General features: G+C 45.2%; 17 protein-coding genes. 8 read left to right on the forward strand and 9 right to left on the reverse strand.

The window, feature by feature from the left end; all coding sequences use genetic code 11:
• Nucleotides 1-124 precede the first annotated feature (124 nt).
• Together clpA and clpS are read right to left on the reverse strand one after the other, a co-directional pair.
• Nucleotides 125-2,401, reverse strand: a complete 2,277-nt coding sequence (clpA, locus tag ST37_RS09280) for an ATP-dependent Clp protease ATP-binding subunit ClpA (RefSeq protein WP_084885679.1) — start codon at nucleotides 2,399-2,401, stop codon at nucleotides 125-127.
• A 65-nt stretch (nucleotides 2,402-2,466) separates the two neighbouring features.
• Nucleotides 2,467-2,787: an ATP-dependent Clp protease adapter ClpS gene (gene clpS, locus ST37_RS09285; protein WP_084885681.1), complete on the reverse strand. Its 321-nt coding sequence runs from the start codon at nucleotides 2,785-2,787 to the stop codon at nucleotides 2,467-2,469.
• 651 nt (nucleotides 2,788-3,438) lie between these two features.
• Here clpS and cspD point away from each other — a divergent pair.
• A complete protein-coding gene (gene cspD, locus ST37_RS09290) occupies nucleotides 3,439-3,666 on the forward strand; it encodes a cold shock domain-containing protein CspD (protein ID WP_084885682.1) in 228 nt (75 codons plus the stop codon).
• Nucleotides 3,667-3,757: 91 nt separating this feature from the next.
• Here the strand turns inward: cspD and ST37_RS09295 are convergent, their stop codons facing one another.
• The gene (locus ST37_RS09295; protein WP_084885684.1) at nucleotides 3,758-5,986 is read right to left on the reverse strand and encodes an NADP-dependent isocitrate dehydrogenase; all 2,229 of its coding nucleotides are present in this window, start codon (nucleotides 5,984-5,986) and stop codon (nucleotides 3,758-3,760) included.
• 305 nt (nucleotides 5,987-6,291) lie between these two features.
• On the opposite strand from ST37_RS09295, the gene ST37_RS09300 reads away from it, so the two are divergent.
• From ST37_RS09300 to purB, 4 genes are all read left to right on the forward strand, one after another.
• On the forward strand, nucleotides 6,292-6,984 hold the full coding sequence (locus tag ST37_RS09300) for a pseudouridine synthase (RefSeq protein WP_084885685.1): 693 nt from the start codon (nucleotides 6,292-6,294) through the stop codon (nucleotides 6,982-6,984).
• Between the two features lie 110 nt (nucleotides 6,985-7,094).
• Nucleotides 7,095-8,204, forward strand: a complete 1,110-nt coding sequence (gene mnmA, locus ST37_RS09305) for a tRNA 2-thiouridine(34) synthase MnmA (protein WP_084885686.1) — start codon at nucleotides 7,095-7,097, stop codon at nucleotides 8,202-8,204.
• A gap of 29 nt (nucleotides 8,205-8,233) precedes the next feature.
• Complete coding sequence (gene hflD / locus ST37_RS09310; RefSeq protein ID WP_084885688.1) at nucleotides 8,234-8,851, forward strand: high frequency lysogenization protein HflD; 618 nt, start codon at nucleotides 8,234-8,236, stop codon at nucleotides 8,849-8,851.
• A 71-nt stretch (nucleotides 8,852-8,922) separates the two neighbouring features.
• Nucleotides 8,923-10,293, forward strand: coding sequence for an adenylosuccinate lyase (gene purB, locus ST37_RS09315; RefSeq protein ID WP_084885689.1), 1,371 nt, complete (start codon nucleotides 8,923-8,925; stop codon nucleotides 10,291-10,293).
• Between the two features lie 65 nt (nucleotides 10,294-10,358).
• Here the strand turns inward: purB and ST37_RS09320 are convergent, their stop codons facing one another.
• Nucleotides 10,359-12,461: a methyl-accepting chemotaxis protein gene (locus ST37_RS09320; RefSeq protein WP_084885691.1), complete on the reverse strand. Its 2,103-nt coding sequence runs from the start codon at nucleotides 12,459-12,461 to the stop codon at nucleotides 10,359-10,361.
• 259 nt (nucleotides 12,462-12,720) lie between these two features.
• Here ST37_RS09320 and xthA point away from each other — a divergent pair, with 259 nt between their 5' ends.
• Complete coding sequence (gene xthA / locus ST37_RS09325) at nucleotides 12,721-13,527, forward strand: exodeoxyribonuclease III (RefSeq protein ID WP_084885693.1); 807 nt, start codon at nucleotides 12,721-12,723, stop codon at nucleotides 13,525-13,527.
• A 69-nt stretch (nucleotides 13,528-13,596) separates the two neighbouring features.
• On the opposite strand, the gene ST37_RS09330 is transcribed toward xthA, so the two are convergent.
• The 5 genes from ST37_RS09330 to ST37_RS09350 form a co-directional block, all read right to left on the reverse strand.
• Nucleotides 13,597-14,274, reverse strand: a complete 678-nt coding sequence (locus ST37_RS09330; RefSeq protein WP_084885694.1) for an ABC transporter permease — start codon at nucleotides 14,272-14,274, stop codon at nucleotides 13,597-13,599.
• A gap of 2 nt (nucleotides 14,275-14,276) precedes the next feature.
• Nucleotides 14,277-15,017, reverse strand: a complete 741-nt coding sequence (locus ST37_RS09335) for an ABC transporter permease (RefSeq protein WP_084885696.1) — start codon at nucleotides 15,015-15,017, stop codon at nucleotides 14,277-14,279.
• A gap of 70 nt (nucleotides 15,018-15,087) precedes the next feature.
• Entirely contained in the window at nucleotides 15,088-15,864 is a 777-nt protein-coding gene (locus ST37_RS09340) for an ABC transporter substrate-binding protein (protein ID WP_347336210.1), read from the reverse strand.
• A 70-nt stretch (nucleotides 15,865-15,934) separates the two neighbouring features.
• Nucleotides 15,935-16,705 carry an ABC transporter ATP-binding protein gene (locus ST37_RS09345; RefSeq protein ID WP_084885698.1) on the reverse strand — a complete coding sequence of 257 codons (771 nt, stop codon included), beginning with the start codon at nucleotides 16,703-16,705 and terminating at the stop codon, nucleotides 15,935-15,937.
• Nucleotides 16,706-17,017: 312 nt separating this feature from the next.
• Nucleotides 17,018-18,508, reverse strand: coding sequence for a hypothetical protein (locus ST37_RS09350; protein ID WP_084885700.1), 1,491 nt, complete (start codon nucleotides 18,506-18,508; stop codon nucleotides 17,018-17,020).
• A gap of 441 nt (nucleotides 18,509-18,949) precedes the next feature.
• Here ST37_RS09350 and ST37_RS09360 point away from each other — a divergent pair, with 441 nt between their 5' ends.
• Nucleotides 18,950-20,488: a DUF3360 family protein gene (locus ST37_RS09360; RefSeq protein WP_084885702.1), complete on the forward strand. Its 1,539-nt coding sequence runs from the start codon at nucleotides 18,950-18,952 to the stop codon at nucleotides 20,486-20,488.
• 292 nt (nucleotides 20,489-20,780) lie between these two features.
• Nucleotides 20,781-23,057 carry a formate C-acetyltransferase gene (gene pflB, locus ST37_RS09365; RefSeq protein WP_084885703.1) on the forward strand — a complete coding sequence of 759 codons (2,277 nt, stop codon included), beginning with the start codon at nucleotides 20,781-20,783 and terminating at the stop codon, nucleotides 23,055-23,057.
• Nucleotides 23,058-23,139: the final 82 nt, after the last annotated feature.

A 23,139-nucleotide genomic window follows, 5' to 3' on the forward strand; every position in this document is an offset into this window, starting at 1 on the left:
CTTTAAAGAAAAAACGGAGCCAATGGCTCCGTTTTTTCTTTTCTAGAAGATACTAGTTAGCGAGTAATAGCAATCCAGGCAATTAACTGGTCAGAAAATTGCCTTTGTTGGTATACAGTGCTCCTTAATGGAACACTTCTTCTTCCGTATCGGCGTAATTGAACTTCAACTCGTCTTCAACTAACTCAACAGACACCGCGCCACCATTTACTAGACGACCAAATAGCAGCTCGTTAGCCAATGGTTTTTTGAGGTTCTCTTGAATGACGCGAGACATTGGACGTGCGCCCATAGTCTTGTCGTAGCCTTTTACTGCCAGCCAATGCCTAGCTTCTGGAGTAACCTCCATGGACACGCCACGTGAGTCTAGTTGCGCTTGAAGCTCGACAATAAACTTATCCACGACCTGATGTATCACTTCTTCATCCAAGGCATTAAACCAGATGATGTTGTCGAGTCTGTTTCTAAACTCTGGCGTAAATACGCGTTTAATTTCCGCCATTGCATCAGTGCTATTGTCTTGCTGTATCAGGCCAATAGATTTCTTCTCAGTTTCGGTTACACCAGCGTTTGTGGTCATCACTAGAATAACGTTGCGAAAATCTGCTTTGCGGCCGTTATTATCCGTCAACGTACCATTATCCATAACCTGCAACAGCAGGTTAAAGATATCCGGGTGTGCTTTCTCAATTTCGTCAAGCAGTACAACAGAGTGAGGGTGCTTAATGGCAGCATCTGTCAATAACCCACCCTGATCGTATCCTACATAACCAGGAGGCGCACCAATCAATCGGCTTACTGAATGTCGTTCACCGTATTCAGACATATCAAAACGCAATAGCTCAATACCGAGCAGCTTAGCCAATTGCACAGTAACTTCAGTTTTACCCACCCCTGTTGGGCCGGCAAATAAGAATGAACCTACTGGTTTATTGTCTGCACCTAGACCCGCTCGAGTTAGCTTAATCGCTTCGCTCAACGCATCAATGGCATTATTTTGACCAAACACCAGCATCTTCATTTTCTCATCGAGATTTTGAAGAATGTCTTTATCTGAAGAAGAGACCGATTTTTCTGGAATGCGCGCCATTTTGGCGACCATTGCTTCTATTTCAGAGACACCTACCGTTTTTTTACGACGACTTGCAGGGGTTAAACGACTTTTAGCTCCGGCTTCATCTATTACGTCAATCGCCTTATCCGGCAGGTGACGCTCATTGATGTACTTAGCAGACAGCTCCACCGCTGCTCGCAATGCCTTATTGGTGTAGCGAACTTCATGGTGAGCTTCGTATTTAGGTTTAAGACCCATCAAAATCTTAGTGGTATCGTCGACTGACGGCTCCACGACATCGATTTTCTGGAAGCGTCGAGACAGTGCACGCTCTTTTTCAAAAATCGTGCTGTACTCTTGATAGGTGGTTGATCCAATACAGCGCAGCTTGCCGCTACTCAATAGAGGCTTAATTAGGTTTGCCGCATCGACTTGACCGCCAGAAGCCGCACCCGCGCCGATGATGGTGTGGATTTCATCGATGAACAAAACAGCATCATCTTCTTTCTCTAGTTGTTTTAATATATTTTTAAAACGCTTTTCAAAGTCACCACGGTATTTGGTTCCCGCTAAAAGCGAACCAATATCGAGTGAGTAGATGACGCTATTCTTTATCACATCAGGAACTTGGCCTTCTACAATTCTCCAAGCAAGGCCTTCAGCAATCGCGGTTTTACCTACGCCTGCTTCTCCAACCAATAGCGGGTTGTTCTTGCGGCGTCTGCACAACACTTGGATGGTGCGTTCTAATTCTTGATCGCGTCCAATAAGCGGGTCTATGTGCCCATTTTTGGCCACAATGTTAAGGTTGGTCGCAAAGTTTTCGAGCTTATCTTCTCCACTCACTTCTTCGCTTGGTGCGGGTCCTTCTGATTTACCGAAAATATCTCCGCTACTCGCGTCACTCGGTGACGATTTAGTTATGCCGTGAGATATAAAATTAACGATATCGAGACGACTGACTTCATTTTTCTTCAGCAAGTAAGCAGCGTGGCTTTCTTGTTCGCTAAAGATGGCCACCAGGACGTTGGCACCCGTGACTTCGTTGCGGCCAGAAGATTGAACGTGAAATACAGCGCGCTGCAACACGCGTTGAAAACTGAGCGTTGGCTGAGTTTCTCGCGTTTCATCGTTTTCAGGGATCAAGGGGGTGGTCTGTTCAATAAACAGCTCTAGCTCTTGCTTGAGCAAACCGAGATTGGCTTGGCACGCTTGTAGCGCTTCTCTTGCGGAGTTATTGTCTATAAGCGCGAGCAATAAATGCTCGACCGTCATAAACTCATGGCGTTTATCACGCGCTCTAGCAAACGCTCCGTTTAGACTGGTTTCTAATTCTTTGTTCAACATAATACCTCCCCAAAAACAGAACCATCGAATGGTGAGAAAGATCAATGGTTATGTTTAAACAAACCTTACGCACGCTCCATTGTGCATAACAACGGGTGCTCATTTTCTTTTGCATACACCATGACCTGAGCCACTTTGGTTTCTGCTACTTCTGCACTAAACACCCCACAACTTGCTTTGCCTTCGTAGTGTACTTGCAGCATCACTTGGTTGGCTTTATCAAGCTCCATTGCGAAAAACCGTTCTAAGATCTCGACAACGAAATCCATCGGTGTGTAGTCATCGTTATTAAGCATGACATGGTACATCGATGGTGGTGACAGTTCGGTCTTTTCCAACTCCAACAAATCAGAATCGGGAGTGACCCATTCAAAGTGCTTACTCATTACTACGTTACAACCCAACAAATCAGAGCAATTTTTGATTGCTCTTACATAGAGACTAATGCAGCAATTGTATCCCTGCAAATAAAAGATTGCCATGAGTTTGGACAAGGTTCGTCGAGTCTCTCTGGCGCTCATCACCAGAATAGAAACAGACCGTTGCATTCGGCCATTTATTGCGCAAATGTTCGCCATTTCAACAATTGAACGACGTTTTTTTACCCTTTACCAATGTTAACAAAAAGTTGGGGGCAGTTTCTCATTTTGTGAAAAAAGTCGCTTTTTTGCTGTAGCACGCAGTTGACTCAGACCCAATCTTGTCTAAAGTGATGAGACGTGACTAAAAAATCACCGATTCACACTGTCCGTGCAAAGACAGAACTGCTCGTAACATAGAGATAGCATCAGCGGCTTAAAATCCCTCTATTTGTCATTGGCGATTGGTGCGTAATTTTGGTGCGAAATTTTGGTGCGTAATAGTGACATCGCAACATTACAAGGTAGACCCATCGATGTATTTTTCGTCTAACTTTCTGTTGCCGCTCAAATGCGAGACACACGAAAGAAAGGAGACGTTTACTATCTAATGGACGTCAAGGTTACCCGCCTTGGATTAGGTAAGAACAACTACAAATGCAATTAAGGACGTAAGGCATGGCTACAGGTACAGTTAAATGGTTCAATAATGCTAAAGGTTTTGGGTTTATATGCCCAGAAGGCGAAAACACCGAAGATGACGTGTTTGCGCATTATTCAACGATTCAAATGGATGGTTATAGGACCCTCAAAGCAGGGCAAGCGGTAACCTACGAAGTGGTTGCAGGACCCAAAGGTTCCCATGCCAGCAGCGTTGTACCCATAGAAACCGATTCTGCAAAATAAACCCGCACAAATGAAAAGCCCACTTCAGAATGAAGTGGGCTTTTTGGTTCAAGGATCCGTTGGGCGTTATCAGCGCCTAACGACTCTTCGCTTATAGGCCATCAATAATAGCGTTAAGCGTTGCGCTTGGACGCATTAATTCTGCCACTAATTCATCTTGCAATTTATAGTAGCCACCTAACTGACCTGCTACGCCTTGAGCGTCATTAAGCTCAGCGACAATGGTTTGTTCTTGTTCTACCATTGCACGCGCAATCGGTGAGAACTCAGCAGCAAGTTCACGGTCTTTAGATTGATTAGCCAAAGCTTCAGCCCAATAAGTTGCTAAATAGTAATGGCTTCCACGGTTATCAAGCTCACCAACGCGACGTGAAGGTGAACGATTTTCATCCAGGAACTTACCTGTTGCACTGTCTAGTGTCTCCGACAACACTTGCGCTTTAGGGTTGGACGTAACCGTACTAAGATGCTCTAAAGACGCTGCAAGAGCTAGAAACTCACCAAGTGAATCCCAACGCAAGTGGTTTTCTTTTTCAACCTGCTGAACGTGTTTAGGTGCAGAACCACCAGCGCCGGTTTCAAATAGGCCACCACCATTCATTAGTGGAACCACTGACAGCATTTTGGCAGACGTGCCCAACTCTAGGATTGGGAACAAATCCGTTAGGTAGTCGCGCAATACGTTACCTGTCACTGAAATTGTATCTTCGCCTTTGGCGATGCGCTCTAATGAGTACTTGGTCGCGTCTATGGCTGATAGAATCTTGATTTCAAGCCCATCAGTATCGTAGTTAGGTAAGTAGGCCTCAACCTTCTTGATCAACTCTGCATCGTGTGCGCGTTCACTGTCTAGCCAGAATACTGCTGGAGTGCGAGAAGCGCGAGCACGAGTAACCGCAAGCTTAACCCAGTCTTGAATCGGTGCGTCTTTTACCTGACACATACGGAAAATATCGCCTTCCTCGACGGTTTGCTCAAGTAAAACGGTTCCATCGGTTGTAACCACGCGGACTGTGCCAGCGGCTTTTTGAACAAACGTTTTATCGTGCGAGCCGTACTCTTCGGCTTTTTGCGCCATCAATCCAACGTTTGGCACGGAACCCATAGTGGTTGGATCGAACGCACCGTGCTCTTTACAGAACTCGATAACTGCTTGATACACACCCGCGTAGCTGCGATCAGGGATCATTGCTTTAGTGTCTTTTTGTTTGCCGTCAGGGCCCCACATTTGACCAGACGCACGAATCATTGCAGGCATTGACGCATCAACGATCACATCCGATGGTACATGCAAGTTAGTGATGCCGCGATCAGAGTCCACCATCGCAAGAGGTGGCTGTGTTTCGTACACTTTTAGTAGCGCAGCTTCAATCTCTGCTTTTTGCTCTGCAGGAAGGTTGGCGATTTTCGCATAAACATCACCGATACCATTGTTCACATCCACGCCTAACTCGTCAAAAAGATCGCCGTATTGAGCAAACACTTCTTTGTAATACACTTTTACCGCGTGGCCGAAAATCACTGGATCAGACACTTTCATCATGGTCGCTTTCATGTGCAGTGATAGCAAAACACCTTGTTGCTTGGCATCTTTAATCTCGGCATCAAAGAACTCAACCAGCGCCGCTTTGTTCATGACAGCCGTATCAATGATTTCGCCATCAAGCAAACCAAACGGCGCTTTAAGCTGGGTCACAACACCTTGAGAATCCACGTGTTCGATGGCCACGTCTACCGCTTGATCAATGGTGACTGACTTTTCTGAACCAAAAAAGTCTTTGTCTGCCATGCTAGAAACGTGCGATTGCGACGCGCTATCCCAAGCACCCATAGAATGTGGGTTTTTCTTAGCGTAGTTTTTAACCGACGCAGGTGCACGACGATCAGAGTTACCTTCACGCAATACCGGGTTAACCGCACTGCCTTTAATTTTATCGTACGCAGACTGAATCGCACGCTCTTCGTCTGAGCTTGGCTCTTCAGGGTAGTTTGGGAGGTCGTAGCCTTTTGCTTGAAGCTCTGCAATAGCAGCTTTAAGCTGAGGTACTGACGCTGAAATATTAGGAAGTTTAATGATGTTAGCTTCTGGAGTCTTTGCTAACTCTCCAAGTTCGGTTAGCGCGTCGCCAATGCGCTGCTCTGGCTTTAAGTACTCTGAAAAGTTCGCAATAATACGGCCAGAAAGCGAAATATCGCGGGTGTCTACTTCAATTCCAGATGAGCGTGTGAACGCTTGAATCATTGGTAATAGTGAATACGTTGCTAGTGCTGGGGCTTCATCAGTAATCGTATAAATAATCTTTGGCTTGTCTGAAGGCATGAAATTTCCCTATCTTCTTTTGTTATCTATCTATAGTGATAGCGCTTGTGTTGTTGTTTCAAGGGCACGTTTATCATCGCACCGCTGCGTTACGCTATCTATTTATGTGCCGAATAGGCTGTGAGCACGCCTAGGTTAAGCAAACTAAAAACACAGTGTGCGTCGAGCAGTTTTAAACATTTACTCAGATTTTCCTGTATTATTAGCCCACTAAAGACTGAATTCGGCGCGCGTATGATAGATCATTTCGCGGGCTGAGAAAACTTACAGGCACAGCTTGTTTACATTTTTGCAAGGTAGTTAACATGGGTGAGCGCGCCAGTCACACTTCTGAACGAAATAACACCCGTTCAACCAAACATCGAATCAAACACTCAAAAAGACCAAGTTCCCGCTATAACAGCGACAAACGATTCAGTAAAAAAGCGACTAAGCCGATAGCGTCACTTGCACCCGGTGAACGAAAGATTGTTCTTCTCAACAAGCCTTTTGACGTACTGACACAGTTTACCGATGGTGATGGTCGAAAAACGTTAGCGGATTTTGTGCCGATTAAGGACGTATACCCTGCGGGTCGATTAGACCGAGATAGCGAAGGATTAGTGCTGCTAACAAACGATGGCAAGCTTCAAGCTCAGTTGACCCAACCCAGTACTAAACAACCGAAAACCTACTGGGTTCAAGTAGAAGGTGATCCGGACGAGGCATCCCTAGAAAAGCTCAGAAAAGGGGTTGAATTGAAAGACGGCGTAACTGCGCCAGCCCTCATTGAACGGCTCGACGCCCCTTCATTGTGGGATAGAGAGCCTCCCGTGCGCTTTAGAGCCGCGATTCCCACCACCTGGTTAGCCATCACAATTACCGAAGGGCGCAACCGACAGGTTAGGCGCATGACTGCCAATATTGGATTTCCTACCTTGCGTCTGATCCGAGTCTCAATAGGCCCTTATACACTCGACGGATTAGGTTTGGGCGAATATCGTGTGCTTGAGGGTTGAGTTTTAGAAACTAAACCACATATTGAAAAGTGTGATTTTGATCGCGGTACTGTCGATCGGTAAACCTTTCTGATAGAATCTGCGACCGTTAAAAATGTTAGGTGTTAAGTATGTCAAACGGCGACAAAAAAGTGATTGTTGGTATGTCTGGCGGGGTCGACTCTTCGGTCTCGGCGTATTTGCTGCAGCAGCAAGGCTATCAGGTCGAAGGTCTTTTCATGAAAAACTGGGAAGAAGACGACGGTGAAGAATATTGTACTGCGGCTGAAGATCTCGCTGATGCTCAGGCCGTGTGTGACAAACTTGGCATCCACTTGCACAAAATTAACTTTGCAGCGGAATACTGGGATAACGTTTTTGAATACTTTTTAGACGAATACAAAGCAGGTCGCACACCTAACCCAGATATTTTATGTAACAAAGAGATCAAGTTTAAAGCGTTCTTAGAGTTTGCTGACGAAGTCCTTGATGCCGACTATATTGCGATGGGCCATTACGTGCGCCGCACCTTTCCGACCTCGCCCGAGGAGCCTGCACAGATGTTGCGCGGCCTCGATGGTAATAAAGATCAAAGCTACTTCCTGTACACACTAAGCAGCGAACAAGTGGCTCGTAGTTTGTTTCCGGTAGGCGAATTGGAAAAGCCAGAAGTACGACGCATTGCCGAAGAGCAAGGCCTCATTACCGCCAAAAAGAAAGACTCTACCGGGATCTGCTTTATTGGTGAACGTAAGTTTACCGATTTCCTATCGCGCTACTTGCCTGCTCAACCGGGTAAAATTGAAACGCCTGACGGCAAAGTCATTGGCGAGCACCAAGGATTGATGTATCACACGTTAGGTCAGCGTAAAGGTTTACACATTGGTGGCCAAAAAGGCGGTGGCGGTAACGAAGACCCATGGTATGTTGCCGAAAAAGATCTTAAACGCAATGTTCTTATTGCTGTTCAAGGTAGCGACCACCCACTACTCAAGTCCAATGGCTTAGTGGCGTCACAACTTCATTGGGTGGATCGACAAGTGATCACGGAAACTAAACGCTGCACGGTAAAAACGCGCTACCGTCAGCAAGACATTCCATGTACCATTGTGCCCGTCGACGACAGCACTATACGAGTTGTCTTTGACCAGCAACAAGTTGCCGTGACCCCTGGACAATCAGCCGTATTCTATGACGGTGAAGTGTGCCTCGGTGGCGGAATCATTGAACAGAAGTTTTAACTCATAAGCCTAACTAGGAGATAAGTGTAGTGGCCAATTCGTTGTATGACAGAACCATCGCCTTTGCTGGAATTTGCCAAGCGGTTAGCTTGGTACAACAAGTTGCAAAAGAAGGTGAATGTGATCATGTCGCATTCAATGCATCGATGACTGCAATTGCAAACACCTCTCCTAGCAGTACGCTCAATGTTTTCGGTAGTGAATCTGACCTTCGGATTGGACTTAAGTGTCTTGCGCATGGCATCGACGGCTCTCCCGATGGCAGTGACATCACTCGCTATATCATCAGCCTCATGGCATTAGAACGCAAACTGAACGCCACCCCTGATGCGATGTCTACACTCGGTAGCAGAATCTCACTTATCGAGCATCAATTGGATCACTACGATTTAGATGACAGTCAAATGATTGCCAATATCGCCAGCATCTATTTAGACGTCATAAGCCCTGTGGGACCAAGAATCCAAGTCACAGGCACACCAACTGTCTTGCAACAGACACACGTTCAGCATAAAGTACGCGCTCTATTGCTGTCGGGTATCCGCAGCGCGGTACTTTGGCGTCAAGTAGGTGGCAAACGTCGCCACCTCATATTTGGCCGCAAAAAAATGATCGAACAAGCCGAGATTTTACTCGCAAGAATGTAATTTTGGGTCGCCTAAATAGGTGGCCCTACCCCCAACTTAACCTTAAATTCAAGCACACTCAGGAGAACAACATGGAACTGTCAGCATTGACTGCTGTTTCACCAGTAGATGGTCGCTACGGCACGAAAACGATTGCGTTACGTGAAATCTTTAGTGAGTACGGTCTATTAAAGTACCGTACAGTCGTAGAAATTCGCTGGTTACAAAAACTCGCAGCAACAGCAGAGATTGCCGAAGTACCGGCATTCAGCGACGAAGCCAATCAGTTCCTAGACAATCTTGCAGCAAACTTTTCGGAAGAAGATGGACGTCGTATCAAAGAGATCGAACGTACCACTAACCACGATGTAAAAGCGGTTGAGTACTTCCTAAAAGAAAAAGTAGAAGCGCTTCCTGAACTTGCAGCAGTAAGTGAATTTATCCACTTTGCTTGTACGTCTGAAGACATCAATAACACCTCTCACGCATTGATGCTTAAAGAAGCTCGTGAAACGGTTATTTTGCCTGAGATCCGTACTCTTATCGATGCCATTGCAAAATTGGCCCAAGAGTATCGCGACATCCCATTGCTTTCACGTACACACGGACAACCTGCCTCTCCGACCACTATGGGTAAAGAGATGGCGAACGTTGCTTACCGTATGGAGCGTCAATACAAGCAAATCGAAAATGTAGAGATCCTTGCTAAAATAAACGGCGCAGTAGGTAACTATAACGCGCACCTTTCTGCCTACCCTGAGCTAGATTGGCACGCGTTTAGTGAAGAGTTCATTACTGAATCCCTTGGTGTAACCTGGAACCCTTACACGACGCAGATTGAACCACACGACTACATTGCCGAACTGTTTGACGCTGTTGCCCGTTTCAACACCATTCTTATCGACTTTGATCGTGACGTTTGGGGCTACATTGCACTGGGTCACTTTAAGCAAAAGACCATAGCTGGTGAAATTGGATCTTCAACCATGCCACATAAAGTGAACCCAATCGACTTTGAAAACTCAGAAGGTAACTTGGGTCTTGCGAATGCGGTATTTGGGCACTTAGCGCAAAAACTACCTGTATCACGCTGGCAGCGCGATCTGACCGATTCAACCGTGCTTCGTAACCTCGGTGTGGGTGTAGGTTACGCGGTAATAGCGTATACCTCTACGCTCAAAGGCATTAGCAAACTAGAAGTAAATCGCGATGCTCTACTGGCTGAGCTAGATAAGAACTGGGAAGTTCTAGCAGAGCCTGTACAGACTGTAATGCGTCGCTACGCGATAGAAAAGCCATACGAGAAGCTTAAAGAGCTCACTCGTGGTAAGCGTGTTGATGGTGACGCTATGCGTAACTTCATTGAAGCTTTAGACATCCCTGAGCACGAAAAAGTGCGTCTTAAAGAGATGACGCCAGCCAACTATATCGGTCAAGCTATCGAGCTAACTGATAAGCTGTAACAAAAACTAAAAGGTCCTGGCAGAGACTGGTTACTCTGTCAGGGCCTTTTTGATCTTATAGGCAATTATACTTTAAACTGAGATACAACCTGCTGCTGCTGAGCAGAAGAGGCCGCTATCCGCTGACCCATCTTTTCCGATATTGCTGCCTGTTCCAATATTTCAGCACTCAGTTCACGAATGTTAGCGACGCTGATATTCACTTCCGAAGCGACTTGTCGCTGCTCTTCAGCGGCTTTCACAATCTGCGCATTCATGTCAGAGATACTCGCAATGCTAGCAAACGTGTGGTCTAACTCCTCAACTGCGTTTAGCACCTGCGATGAGGCATCTTGCGCCAGCGCGTTACTTTGAGCGATAGCATCGACCACATCATTGGTTCCTTTATGCACTTTTTCGATTACACCTCGAATCTCGCCCACTTGTTCATTCGTGCGGCTTGCTAGCTGTCTCACTTCATCAGCAACGACGGCAAAACCACGCCCCTGTTCTCCCGCGCGCGCCGCTTCTATCGCAGCATTTAACGCCAGTAAATTGGTTTGTTCTGAAATGCCCTCAATAACACCCAATATTACGGTAATGTTGTCATTGTTCCTTGATAAGTCATCAACAACCGGTACGGCTTGTTCCATTTTACTAAGCAAGGCTTGCATCGATTCGGTTGATGCTTGAACAACTTGCTGACCTTGAGACGCGGATTGATTGGCTTTTTCTGCAGCATCAACAGCAACTTGAGCATTGCTATACACTAAGCCAGCCGTTTGAGTCAGCTCTTCTGCTGCAGTGGCCACCATGTCCACCTCTTTAAACTGAGACTCGCTGCTTTGACGCGACTCTGACGCGCTTTTTTGCGCCTCTATTGAGGTGGTTGCTACTTGTTCGCTGCCCTTTACTACCTGAGTAATGATTGGCTGAAGTTTATCTAAAAACTGATTAAACGCGCGGCTTAACTGCCCCACTTCATCGTTCGATTTCACTTCGATTCGTTGCGTCAAATCACCGTCACCAGAAGCAATATCGGTAAGTCGTGTCACCAAAAGGGTAATAGATTTGACCAGCCTGCTCGACATTACCGCGGTAAACGCAAGGGCAATCACAATCAGTCCGCTACCAAATAGCAAATTGGTGCGAATAGACTGTTCAAGCTGCAAAGACATGGCGTTATCCAGCGCAACAGCGTCTTGCACGATCACATCGCGAGGCATTTCCACCAAAATTGACCAGCTTTGATTGGCGATAGCAATGGGTGACAACCCTTGTAATTGTTGCTGATTGTCATTCCAAAAGTTTGTTGGCACGCCTTTCGACAGTTCATTAGTTAACGACTGCACAGACAAGTTTGCGCTCTCAAAGCCCGTTAATAGCTCAAAGCGTTGGTTAGAATCGGCTAACACTTGTTGCGCCGCCCCTAATATGGCCACACTACCCACACCATTAAACAGTTCGGTGTCGGTTTGCTCAACAAGCGATGCCAGTCCTGCTAAACTCACCTCTATCCCAAGTACGCCAACTATGTTGTCGGTGATCAAAGGTACGCTGATGGCAGTGGTCAATTCCCCTGACACGGATAACTGCGGGGTCGCGATACAAGCGCTACTTATCTGTTTAGCACATTGAAATAGATCACTCTCCAGCGGGCTAAGGAGAGTAGATTCAGGTAAAACCGTGGCGACAGCCGCGCCATCTGCAGCGCGACGCCAATATGATGCGAATCGTCCGACTTCGTTCGATCCCACATAATCGGCATTGTGGTAATTGCTGTCTTCGCCATCCAACTGGTTCTGCTCAAAGACCAAATAGGCGCCTTTCACAGTCGGAAATACCGCCAATGTTTGACCTAGCATCTCATTAAGTGATGTTCGAAGATCTTCACTCGCAACCCATGTTTCTTCAGCATTGTACTTAATAAACAGAGCATTTTGCGCCAACATTTCCGCTCGGTGTTGTGCTTCAAGTAAAAAGCTTTGTACCGAAAGCGCCCCTAGCTCTGCGCCGTTTTGCAACAATTGTTCTGACTTTTCAATCACCGATTGTCGACTAAGCGAACTGTTGGTCACTTGCGAAGAAACTGAACTTTGGATAGAAAAGCCGATCAGCGCTGCGCAACTGATCACAAGGCAGAGGCCGCTTAAAAGAGTGATTTTCCATTTAATCGAAAATGATTGCATTGCAATATCCTTATTGCTTTTGATTTTCTAAATCCGTATACCACGGAAGTGTTGATAGTAGACTGTACCGTTTAAAGTCAATTAACACAATGTGCGGTAAAGAAAGATTATTTTGTCTATTATGCAGAGATAAACTGCTGTGTTCTCTCGTGGTTATCGACCAAAGTGATAAAATTGTTAATCGGTTCTTCAACAATTTCATGTTACCGATTTTCAGCCAATGGTAAGATAGCGACAACAGTAAAAGCAAGGATAGAAAATGAAAGTTATAAGCTTTAATATCAATGGCTTGAGAGCCCGCCTTCATCAACTACAAGCAATAATTGATAAACACGACCCTGACGTTATCGGCCTACAAGAAATAAAGGTGCACGACGACATGTTTCCTCGAGAAGACGTCGAAGCCATGGGTTACAAAGTGTTTCATCACGGTCAAAAAGGTCACTATGGTGTCGCGATGCTATGCAAAAAAGATCCTATCTCGGTAGAAAAAGGCTTTCCGACTGATAGCGATGAACATCAAAAGCGCATGATCACAGTCACCGTAGAAAATGATAACGGTGAACCTATCACCATTATGAATGGCTACTTTCCGCAAGGGGATAACATCGCTCACCAAACGAAATTCCCGTACAAGCGCCAGTTCTATTCCGATCTTATGAGTTACCTCACTACCCGTAGATCCAATACCGAAAACCTCATCGTGATGGGCGATATCAATATTAGCCCAATCGATGCCGATATTGGAATTGGAGAGCCAAACAAAAAAAGATGGCTTAAAACCGGTAAGTGTTCTTTTCAACCAGAAGAGCGCCAATGGTTAAGTGATTTACTTGCCTGGGGCTTTACCGATACTTTCCGTCACCTATACCCAGATGTCGAAGGTAAATATTCATGGTTTGACTATCGCTCTCGTGGGTTTGACGATAACCGAGGATTACGCATCGACGTGATACTCGCTACCCAATCACTCACTGAGAGATGCATAGAGTCCGACATCGACTATGAGTTGCGAGGCATTGAGAAACCCTCAGACCACGCACCAATATGGTCAACATTTAAATAGTCACTCACAAAAAGAAAAGCCCCGCTCAATGGCGTCAGAGCGGGGCTTTTTTGTACCTAAGATAAATCCTTAAGAAAGCGGTCTTAAATAGGCCAAGAATCGCTTCTCAGCGGTTTTGAACACCCACAAAATGATGAATGTAAGGCCCATATAGAATAAGCCTGCCGTTAAGAAAGACTCAAACGGTGCGTAATAGCGTGAGTTCACCAATCGTGCAGCACCAGTAAGATCTAATATGGTAATAATCCCAGCAACAGCAGAGCCATGAAGCATAAAGATAACTTCATTACTGTACGCTGGCAGCGCGCGTCTCAACGCACTTGGCAAAATAATGCGGCGATAAGTTTGAAACTTAGACATGCCATAGGCAACGGCTGCTTCGACTTCACCTTTAGGCAAACCATTAATCGCACCTCGAACAATTTCGGATGTGTATGCAGCGGTATTTAGGACAAAGGCGACCAATGCGCAAAACCACGCATTTTCCCACAAGGTATCTTTAACCGGGACAAACTGATCCATGCCATAGTAAATAAGGTACAACTGCACCAGCAGTGGCGTTCCACGAAAGAAATAGATAAACGCCCAGCTTGGACCCTTAAGCAACCAATTGTCACTGTTGCGCGCAATGGCTAAAGGTATTGCGATGCTCAGGCCAATAATCAGTGCCAGCCCGACCAACCACACGGTTGTCCAAAGCCCTTCAAGATAGATATCGATACTGTCGACAATAATAGAAAAGTCCATCGCTACCTCGCTTGAATGCTAAATTTACGTTCAACCAGCTTTAGCAGCCCCGTTGAAACACTGGTAAAAAACAAGAAAATAATCGACACCGCCATATAGAACGTAAATGGCGCTTTCGTCGTACCCGCTGCTAAAGAGCTAACGCGAACCATATCTTCCAAACCAATAATTGAGACCAGCGCCGTGGTCTTGAGTAGCACCAGCCAATTGTTACCAAAACCGGGTAAGGCGTGACGAATCATTTGAGGCAACAGAATGCGGCGAAAAGTCATGACCCCACCCATGCCATAGGCTTTGGCTGCCTCTAATTCACCCGTATCGACGGCCATGATGGCACCGCGAAACGTCTCGGCCATATAAGCGCCAAAAATGAAGCCTATTGTTAGTACCCCGGCGATAAATGGGCTGACATCAATATAGTCTGGCAAGTAAGCTGTCCACTCATGATTCGGATCGCTTTGGGTAAACCACTCGTTTAACCACTCATTGATTGAGTAAAGAGAGTTGTTCAGCAGTATTTGACCGCCGAAAAAAATCAGCATCATTAATACGAGATCGGGGATCCCACGGATAATAGTGGTGTATAGCGTCGCAATAGCACGAGCCCAACGGTAAGGTGCAAGCTTAGCTAGCGCCCCTGCCATACCCAGTATGACTGCAAGTAGCAGAGACAGTAACGCCACTTGTATAGTGACTAATGCTCCGGAAAGGATTGAGGCTTCATAGCCTTGAAGATCTAACATGATGACGGTCCAGGAAAACAACCAACTGGAGAAAAGGAGGGCGAACCCTCCTTAAAGATTGACGTGTCGATTACTGACCGTATACGTCGTAGTTAAAGTATTTAGCCGCGATGTCTTGGTAAATACCTTTTTCACGTAGAGATAGGATTGCTGCGTCCAGTTTCTCAGTTAGGTCTTTGTCTTGCTTGCGTAAAGCAATGCCCATACCTTCACCAAACCACTTAGGATCGGTGAGAGATGGACCAACAAATTCGTACATGTCGCCATCTTTACCCATTAGCACGCCTTCTTCTAGAGCGGCTGCATCACCCAGTACAGCAGCGATACGGCCATTACCTAGGTCAAGATACGCTTCGTCAAACGAGCCGTAACGTACGATTTCAACAGAATCGCCGTAGTTGTCAGTTAGGTACTTGTCGTGCGTAGTTGCACGTTGAACACCAATTTTCACATCTTTAAGACCCGCAGCGGTAAACTCGATGTCGGCGCCTTTTTTAGCGATAAACTTGTTTGGGATCTGTGCATACTTGCCAGTGAAGTCAACTTTTTGCTTACGTTCTTCTGTAATAGACATCGCAGCAATAATTGCGTCGTATTTACGAGCCAAAAGTGATGGAATGATGCCATCCCAATCTTGTGGAACTATTTTACATTGAACGTCCATTTCCACACACAATGCATTCGCCATATCAACATCGAAGCCACTTAGCGAGCCATCGGCTTCTGTTTTACTAAATGGAGGGTAAGCCCCCTCAATACCAAAGCGAACAACTTTCCAGTCCTTTGCTTGTGCTACGCCTGTAACTGCAGTTGCAGCAAGTGTCGCTGCTAATAACCACTTCTTCATTTCCACACTCCTGTGATTGATGTTTAAATTGGGTATTCACCCTAAATACGAGCTAAACGCTCAAAACTAATTAATAAATGGAAGAGATAAACTGTTGCAAACGTTCTGACTCAGGATTGCTAAATAGCTTGGCAGGATCGCCCTGCTCTTCTACCAATCCTTGGTGCAAAAACATTACGTGATTCGACACGTCTCTGGCAAATGCCATCTCGTGCGTCACCACCAACATTGTTCTGCCTTCTTCTGCTAGATCGCGCATAACGCCAAGCACTTCCCCGACCAATTCTGGATCTAAGGCTGAGGTCGGTTCATCAAAAAGCATCACTTCGGGATCAACGGCGAGCGCACGCGCAATTGCGGCACGTTGCTGCTGACCACCAGACAAATGCCCTGGGTAGTAATCTTTACGTTCGTAAAGCCCTACCTTTTTAAGCAGTACTTCTGCGTTTTCGATGGCTTGTTTTTTGGCAACGCCTAAGACATGAACGGGTGCCTCAATGACGTTTTCCAAAACGGTAAGGTGTGACCATAGGTTAAAACCTTGAAATACCATAGCCAAACGCGAACGGATGCGTTGAACCTGTTTTTCATTGGCCGGCATAGCTTCGCCACGTCTACCATTTTTCATCTCAATGAGCTCACCATTTACCCAGATTTCTCCAGAGGTAGGTACTTCGAGAAGGTTAATGCAACGCAGGAAGGTACTTTTACCCGAACCTGAGGAGCCGATGATAGAAATAACGTCGCCTTTGTTTGCAGAGAGTGAGATCCCTTTTAATACTTCGTTTTGTCCGAAGGTTTTGTGTAAGTCATTGACTTGCAGCGCGGTTACAGCTGACATGCGCCATCACTCCCTAGTCCATTAGTTGTGTTTGTGTATTGGATGGGGATTTAAATTAGCATTGAGAAAGGCGGGATGCAACAAATGATTAACTGCAATCGATTACAAATCCAGCAAAAAGAACCGAAGTTTCACACCTATCTGCATTAAAAATCTATATTGTTCGAATATAATGCCTAAAAAATCGTAATTGTGGAATAATCAACAGGCTTAGGCAATGACGTTAATGCTACAAACCATTAACACTTATAGGTGTAAAAAAACCACATGGGGGATTCACCACGTGGTTTTTTTAATAAGTCATATATCTGACTAGTTAACCCTTTTTAAATAAAGGCTCTTGGTTTGCTCCAAACTTTCTTTAGCCTCTCGCATTTCAACAAAACTTTTAATAATGCCAAGTTTATCTTTTGCCGACGATGTTAAAACCGACCCGTGTCGATAGTTAGTCATAAATGCATCGAGTGGTACATCAGTGTCGTTGTTTGTAAACAAGTAAGACTGACTAAATTCAGCACTATCAGAGACTCTGAGATCATCCCTGATATCAGAAGGAATTGAAGATAAATCAAGTTCAGGTACAACTATTGAATCGCTAATGTAACTGTATAAGACGTGTGTAACAGTAAACGGAGTTGAGCTTTGATTATATGCCACTCGCATCAGTCCATCCTCGTTATTAATCGCGATGCTGTCAGTTAAAACGATTACATTTGAATTGGTTGACGGTTCTGCGTCGTTTGTGTTTTCAACGCTAAATAGTGAACGATCATTTATAGAAATCTGCCAAGCCGCAGAAACCGTTTCTATCTGGTCAACGTATTTTGCTTCCCAATTAGGGGTGTCAATAGTTCCAGCAGCTCTGTAAACCCATGTTTCACCTCTAGAAGCATCAGGATAGTAATACTCAAAAGGTCCAGGACCAGAAACATCAATATCAACCAAAGGGTAAAAATATCCGCTCTTCAACAAATCTAACTCAATATCTGTGAATTGAATGCCAGATATGATGGTAGCTACGCCAAGATTCTTTGCATACGATAATGTTGAATCACTCCAATCACTAAAGCCATATTGGTAGATATACTTCTTGTTTTCGTCTAGGTACTGAGTAACTAGTACTTTTTCACTATTAATATAGTCAATACCAGTGCTAGAAATCTGTGGATTGGAGCTCGAGACGCTATCAATCTGAGAGTTAAAGTAGTATCGAGGGTAAGGATTGCCGGAAAGATCATCAGCGTTCCAAAACTGTTTATTTTTGAGGTTATTAGTTGCGTCATTACCACCAGTTAAACAATCGCCTGTTTCGGCAAAAAGTGATAACGAGAAAGCAGTGCTCCTTAAACCCAATTGATCTCTTAATGATTCTTTAGTAAATGTTGTGGCATTTATGATTGTCCCACCATGCTCTTGAATAGTAACGAAACCATTCGAAGGGATATCTTCCAAAGCCACTGTTAGCTTTCCATTTACTGCATGTACGTTATCGCCAACTTGCTCACCGGCTGCATTTGAGTAGATAGCAAATACTGCGTTATCAATATTACCTATTATTTTTTTGTAAATCAGTGCTCGTTCACCACCTATGCCATCATAAATGTCATAGCGAGTACACGACAACTGAGTTGAGTTATCTATATCGTCACTTCGATAGAACTCAAATGTAAACTGAGTTTTATTAGGAGGTGTTGTCCCTCCCCCCTGACCACCGCCATTATTACCGCCACTACTAGCACTGCCACCACAACCAGCCAACAAACCAGACAATATCGCTACAATAGGTAAAACTCTCATTTTCATACTCTCGCACGTCCTTTCTATGTTGGCGTGTCAAAACTTTGCCGCCAAGTGCATGTTTCCCGTGATATGTTTTGTAAAAAGCAATTTGTATGCCGCAAAGCATCTATTATGGCGACTTACATCACATTAATGATCGAATTGAAGGGTGAATGAACTGTTTGCTTAAACCTCCATCGTTTTCAAAACAAAGCATTATGTCTGTAAACCAACAACATTTTGAGCGCCAACCCGCACCATTCAACAAAATTTGAAATATTACTACGTTATTTTTACGAAACTGACCCAGATCAATTGAGAAAAAAGAGTGCGTTGCTACACTCTTGCGCATCAGTAAAGATGCCTCTCTTTGTTGCAATATGTAACTAGCTGCAAGCGCAGGTTATGTGCTACAACTGTGGGTATCTTTTTAAGGGAATTAAAAATCAATCGAAAGAGGATTCTATGTCCGATGTGAAATACACGCAGGAAGAAATAGAAAACAAAAGCTATTCTGAACTGCACCGTCCAGCTTCTGAGTTCAAATCTCGCTCAGACTACTTGGATAACGAACTGCAAATAATGAAGCCACGCCGTTTCGGTCTAAACCTACCAGGTCGTGACTTCCGCTTCGAAATTGAAGATTTCGTTCCAGCCATTGCTGGTACTATCGGCATCATCGCGATGTACTCGGCGGTTATGATGTCTTGGGCTGAAGGCCTAACTCAAGCTTGGGACCACGTAAACCTAGGTAAAGAGTTTGCTATCGAAGTTGCTCGCGTAGAAATGCTCATTCCTGCGCTGCTGTTTTGTGTTTTAGCGTCTGGCTTTTTTAATCCTCGAGCGAACTTAGCCGGTAACCACGGACCAATGATCCCACTGATCGGTGCTATTGCGCTGGCTGGTGCCCACCCTCTTGCTCTTGCTATCCTTTTAGGCATCTTTGGTCTACTACTAAGTTATTTCAAAGGGGGGTCGAAGCTCGTTAACCTCACCTCTGAAGGCACCGCCGGTGGTTTGCTTATATTCTTAGGCTTTACTGGGACCATGAGCCAGATTGGTTACATACAAGAGTGGGCTATGGGACTACAAACCGCAGATATCGCGGCAGGCTCAATGGGTTACATTGGTCTAGTAGTTCTAGCAGTGGCTATCGTTATTTACGCCTTATTAGCTAAGCTTGGTCTACGTTGGCTTGCTATCCCAGTATGTGCGTTTACTGGTCTTATCATTGCCATGCTACTTGGCGCGGGTTTCGATTTGCGTTTTGAAACAGAGATGGGCATTCCAAACCTTAACCCAATGTACTGGTGGGGAAGCACAGAACAAGGTTGGCAGCTTGGCCTACCAACAATGGAGCATTTCATTGCTTCACTACCGTTTGCTATTTTAGCGGTTGCTATGTGGTCGCCAGACTTCCTTGGTCACCGTATTTTCCAAGAACTTAACTACCCGAAAAACACCGAAAAAGTACTTATGGATGTTGACGACACTATGACGATGTGTTCTGTCCGTCAAATTGTTGGTACGGCAGTCGGTGGTGGTAACATTACTTCATCTTGGGGTACGTACATGATCCCTGCCGCGATCGCTAAGCGTCCTATCCCTGCTGGTGCTATCCTGCTTGGTACTCTATGTATCATCGTAGCCATCTTAGGTTTCCCAATGGATGTTGCTGTATGGCCTCCAGTGATGCGTATTGCGTTGCTTGTTGGTGTATTCTTGCCGCTACTAGAGGCAGGTATGCAGATGGTTCGAGACACTAAAGATTCCCAGGCTGCTGGTATCTGTATTTTTGGCGCCATTGTCGTTAACCCGGTTATCGCTTGGGCACTGACGATGCTTCTAGACAACAACGGCCTCATTGGTGACAAAGAACGCGCTTCTAAGCTGTCGTTTGTAGACAAAATGGTCATCCCTGGTGGTGTACTGATTGTTTGTCTACTAGCAATGTTGGCGGTAGGCATGCTTGAAAGTGCTTACGGTCTTCCGGCGCTACTGTAAAAATTGTAAACAAAGGGTGGCAGTTGCCGCCCTTTTGTTACGTAAGAATGACGTGCGAGTAAAATATAAAGTTTTTTTGAAAGTTTAAACAAAAAATAACGATTTATTGATTTAGTTTAGTTTTCTAAAAAATTTTTTGGGCTATAATTAGCCTTAGATTTAATGCCAAGATTTATGAATTTAGTCCATACTATGTCCATCGGTATTGGTTTTAACTCTTAACGAGTGTAAAGGGTGTCTACTACTTAGCGCCTGATACACATGTGTTTTCTACTAAAAAGGTAGGTTTATCATGGCAGAGCAATTTGCTAAAGCTTGGGAAGGTTTTGCTGACGGTGAGTGGCAAAACGACGTTAACGTTCGTGATTTCATTCAAAAGAACTACACTCCATACGAAGGCGACGAGTCATTCCTAGTCTCTGAAGGTACTGAAGCAACTAACACGCTTTGGGCTAAAGTTATGGAAGGTATCAAGCAAGAAAACAGCACCCACGCTCCTGTAGATTTTGATACATCTGTTATCTCTACCATCACGTCGCACGACGCTGGTTACATCAACAAAGATCTAGAAACAATCGTTGGTCTACAAACAGAAGCACCTCTAAAGCGTGCTCTTATTCCTAACGGTGGTATCCGTATGGTTGAAGGTTCTTGTAAAGCCTACGACCGCGAGCTGGATCCAGAAGTTAAAAAAATCTACTCTGACTACCGTAAAACGCACAATGCTGGTGTGTTCGACGTGTACACTCCAGACATCCTAAAATGTCGTAAGTCTGGCGTTTTGACTGGTCTTCCAGATGCGTACGGCCGTGGTCGTATCATCGGTGACTACCGTCGTGTTGCTCTTTACGGAATCGACTTCCTAATGAAGAACAAAGCGGCTCAGTTCCACTCAACTCAAGCTGACTTTGAGAACGGTGAAGATCTACAAATGACCATGCAACTTCGCGAAGAGCTTCAAGAGCAATATCGCGCACTTGGTCAAATGAAAGAAATGGCGGCTAAATACGGCTACGATATCTCTGAGCCTGCTCAAACTGCTCAAGAAGCTATCCAGTGGACTTACTTCGGTTACCTAGCTGCAGTTAAATCACAAAACGGTGCGGCAATGTCTCTAGGCCGTACCTCTACTTTCCTTGATGTGTACATCGAGCGCGATATCGCTGCTGGCAAAATCACTGAAGTAGAAGCGCAAGAGATGATCGACCACTTCGTAATGAAGCTACGTATGGTTCGTTTCCTACGTACTCCTGAATACGATGAGTTGTTCTCTGGTGACCCAATCTGGGCAACAGAATCAATGGGTGGTATGGGTATTGACGGACGTACGCTAGTAACGCGTTCTAACTTCCGTTTCCTAAACTCACTATACACTATGGGTCCAAGCCCAGAGCCAAACATCACTGTTCTTTGGTCTGAGCAACTGCCTGACGGCTTTAAGCGTTTCTGTGCAAAAGTATCTATCGATACTTCTTCTATCCAGTACGAAAACGACGACCTAATGCGTCCTGACCTAGAGTCTGACGACTACGCAATCGCTTGTTGTGTATCTCCAATGGTTGTTGGTAAGCAAATGCAGTTCTTCGGCGCTCGTGCAAACCTTGCTAAAACACTACTTTACGTTATCAACGGTGGTGTGGATGAGAAGCTTAAGACTCAAATCGGTCCTAAGATGCCTAAAATCACTGACGACGTCCTAGACTTCGACGATGTATGGGGCAAACTTGACGGATTCATGGACTGGTTGGCGAAGCAATATGTGTCTGCTCTAAACGCAATCCATTACTCTCACGACAAATACAGCTACGAATCAGCGCTTATGGCTCTGCATGACCGTGACGTTGCTCGTACAATGGCGTGTGGTATCGCAGGTCTATCTGTTGCAGCTGACTCACTAGCGGCAATCAAATACGCTAAAGTAAGCCCAATTCGTGACGAAGATGGCGTAGCAATCGACTTTAACATCGAAGGCGACTACCCTAAATTTGGTAACAACGATGCTCGTGTAGATGACATTGCTTGTGAACTTGTTTCTGTGTTCATGAACAAGATCCGTAAGCTTAAGACTTACCGCAACGCGCGTCCTACTCAGTCTATCCTTACTATCACTTCGAACGTTGTATACGGTAAGAAGACAGGTAACACGCCTGACGGTCGTCAAGCAGGTGCTCCTTTTGCTCCTGGTGCTAACCCAATGCACGGTCGTGATGAGAAAGGCGCTGTAGCTTCTCTTACTTCTGTAGGTAAACTGCCGTTTGCTGATGCACAAGATGGTATCTCGTACACCTTCTCTATCGTACCTAACGCACTAGGTAAAGATGAGACGGGTCAACGCGCTAACCTTGCTGGCCTAATGGATGGTTACTTCCACCACGAAGCTGACATCGAAGGTGGTCAACACCTTAACGTGAACGTTCTTAACCGCGAAACTCTAGAAGACGCAGTTAAACACCCTGAGAACTACCCTCAGCTAACCATTCGCGTTTCTGGTTACGCTGTACGTTTTAACTCTCTAACTAAAGAGCAGCAACAAGACGTAATCGCACGTACGTTCACTGAATCTCTATAATCTAGAATCAGATTGAAACACCAAATACCCCGCTAACGCGGGGTATTTTTTTGCCTACTATGCACCAAGTTATCGCCTGGTA

The sequence above is a fragment of the Vibrio sp. qd031 genome (assembly GCF_002100145.1).
Taxonomy (GTDB): Bacteria; Pseudomonadota; Gammaproteobacteria; order Enterobacterales; family Vibrionaceae; genus Vibrio.

Bases quoted from the DNA above. Each gene is read 5' to 3' on its own strand.
- clpA (WP_084885679.1), bottom strand. From the start codon at position 2,401: ATGTTGAACAAAGAATTAGAAACCAGTCTAAACGGAGCGTTTGCTAGA.
- clpS (WP_084885681.1), bottom strand. From the start codon at position 2,787: ATGAGTAAGCACTTTGAATGGGTCACTCCCGATTCTGATTTGTTGGAG.
- cspD (WP_084885682.1), top strand. From the start codon at position 3,439: ATGGCTACAGGTACAGTTAAATGGTTCAATAATGCTAAAGGTTTTGGG.
- ST37_RS09295 (WP_084885684.1), bottom strand. From the start codon at position 5,986: ATGCCTTCAGACAAGCCAAAGATTATTTATACGATTACTGATGAAGCC.
- ST37_RS09300 (WP_084885685.1), top strand. From the start codon at position 6,292: ATGGGTGAGCGCGCCAGTCACACTTCTGAACGAAATAACACCCGTTCA.
- mnmA (WP_084885686.1), top strand. From the start codon at position 7,095: ATGTCAAACGGCGACAAAAAAGTGATTGTTGGTATGTCTGGCGGGGTC.
- purB (WP_084885689.1), top strand. From the start codon at position 8,923: ATGGAACTGTCAGCATTGACTGCTGTTTCACCAGTAGATGGTCGCTAC.
- ST37_RS09320 (WP_084885691.1), bottom strand. From the start codon at position 12,461: ATGCAATCATTTTCGATTAAATGGAAAATCACTCTTTTAAGCGGCCTC.
- xthA (WP_084885693.1), top strand. From the start codon at position 12,721: ATGAAAGTTATAAGCTTTAATATCAATGGCTTGAGAGCCCGCCTTCAT.
- ST37_RS09330 (WP_084885694.1), bottom strand. From the start codon at position 14,274: ATGGACTTTTCTATTATTGTCGACAGTATCGATATCTATCTTGAAGGG.
- ST37_RS09335 (WP_084885696.1), bottom strand. From the start codon at position 15,017: ATGTTAGATCTTCAAGGCTATGAAGCCTCAATCCTTTCCGGAGCATTA.
- ST37_RS09340 (WP_347336210.1), bottom strand. From the start codon at position 15,864: ATGAAGAAGTGGTTATTAGCAGCGACACTTGCTGCAACTGCAGTTACA.
- ST37_RS09345 (WP_084885698.1), bottom strand. From the start codon at position 16,705: ATGTCAGCTGTAACCGCGCTGCAAGTCAATGACTTACACAAAACCTTC.
- ST37_RS09350 (WP_084885700.1), bottom strand. From the start codon at position 18,508: ATGAAAATGAGAGTTTTACCTATTGTAGCGATATTGTCTGGTTTGTTG.
- ST37_RS09360 (WP_084885702.1), top strand. From the start codon at position 18,950: ATGTCCGATGTGAAATACACGCAGGAAGAAATAGAAAACAAAAGCTAT.
- pflB (WP_084885703.1), top strand. From the start codon at position 20,781: ATGGCAGAGCAATTTGCTAAAGCTTGGGAAGGTTTTGCTGACGGTGAG.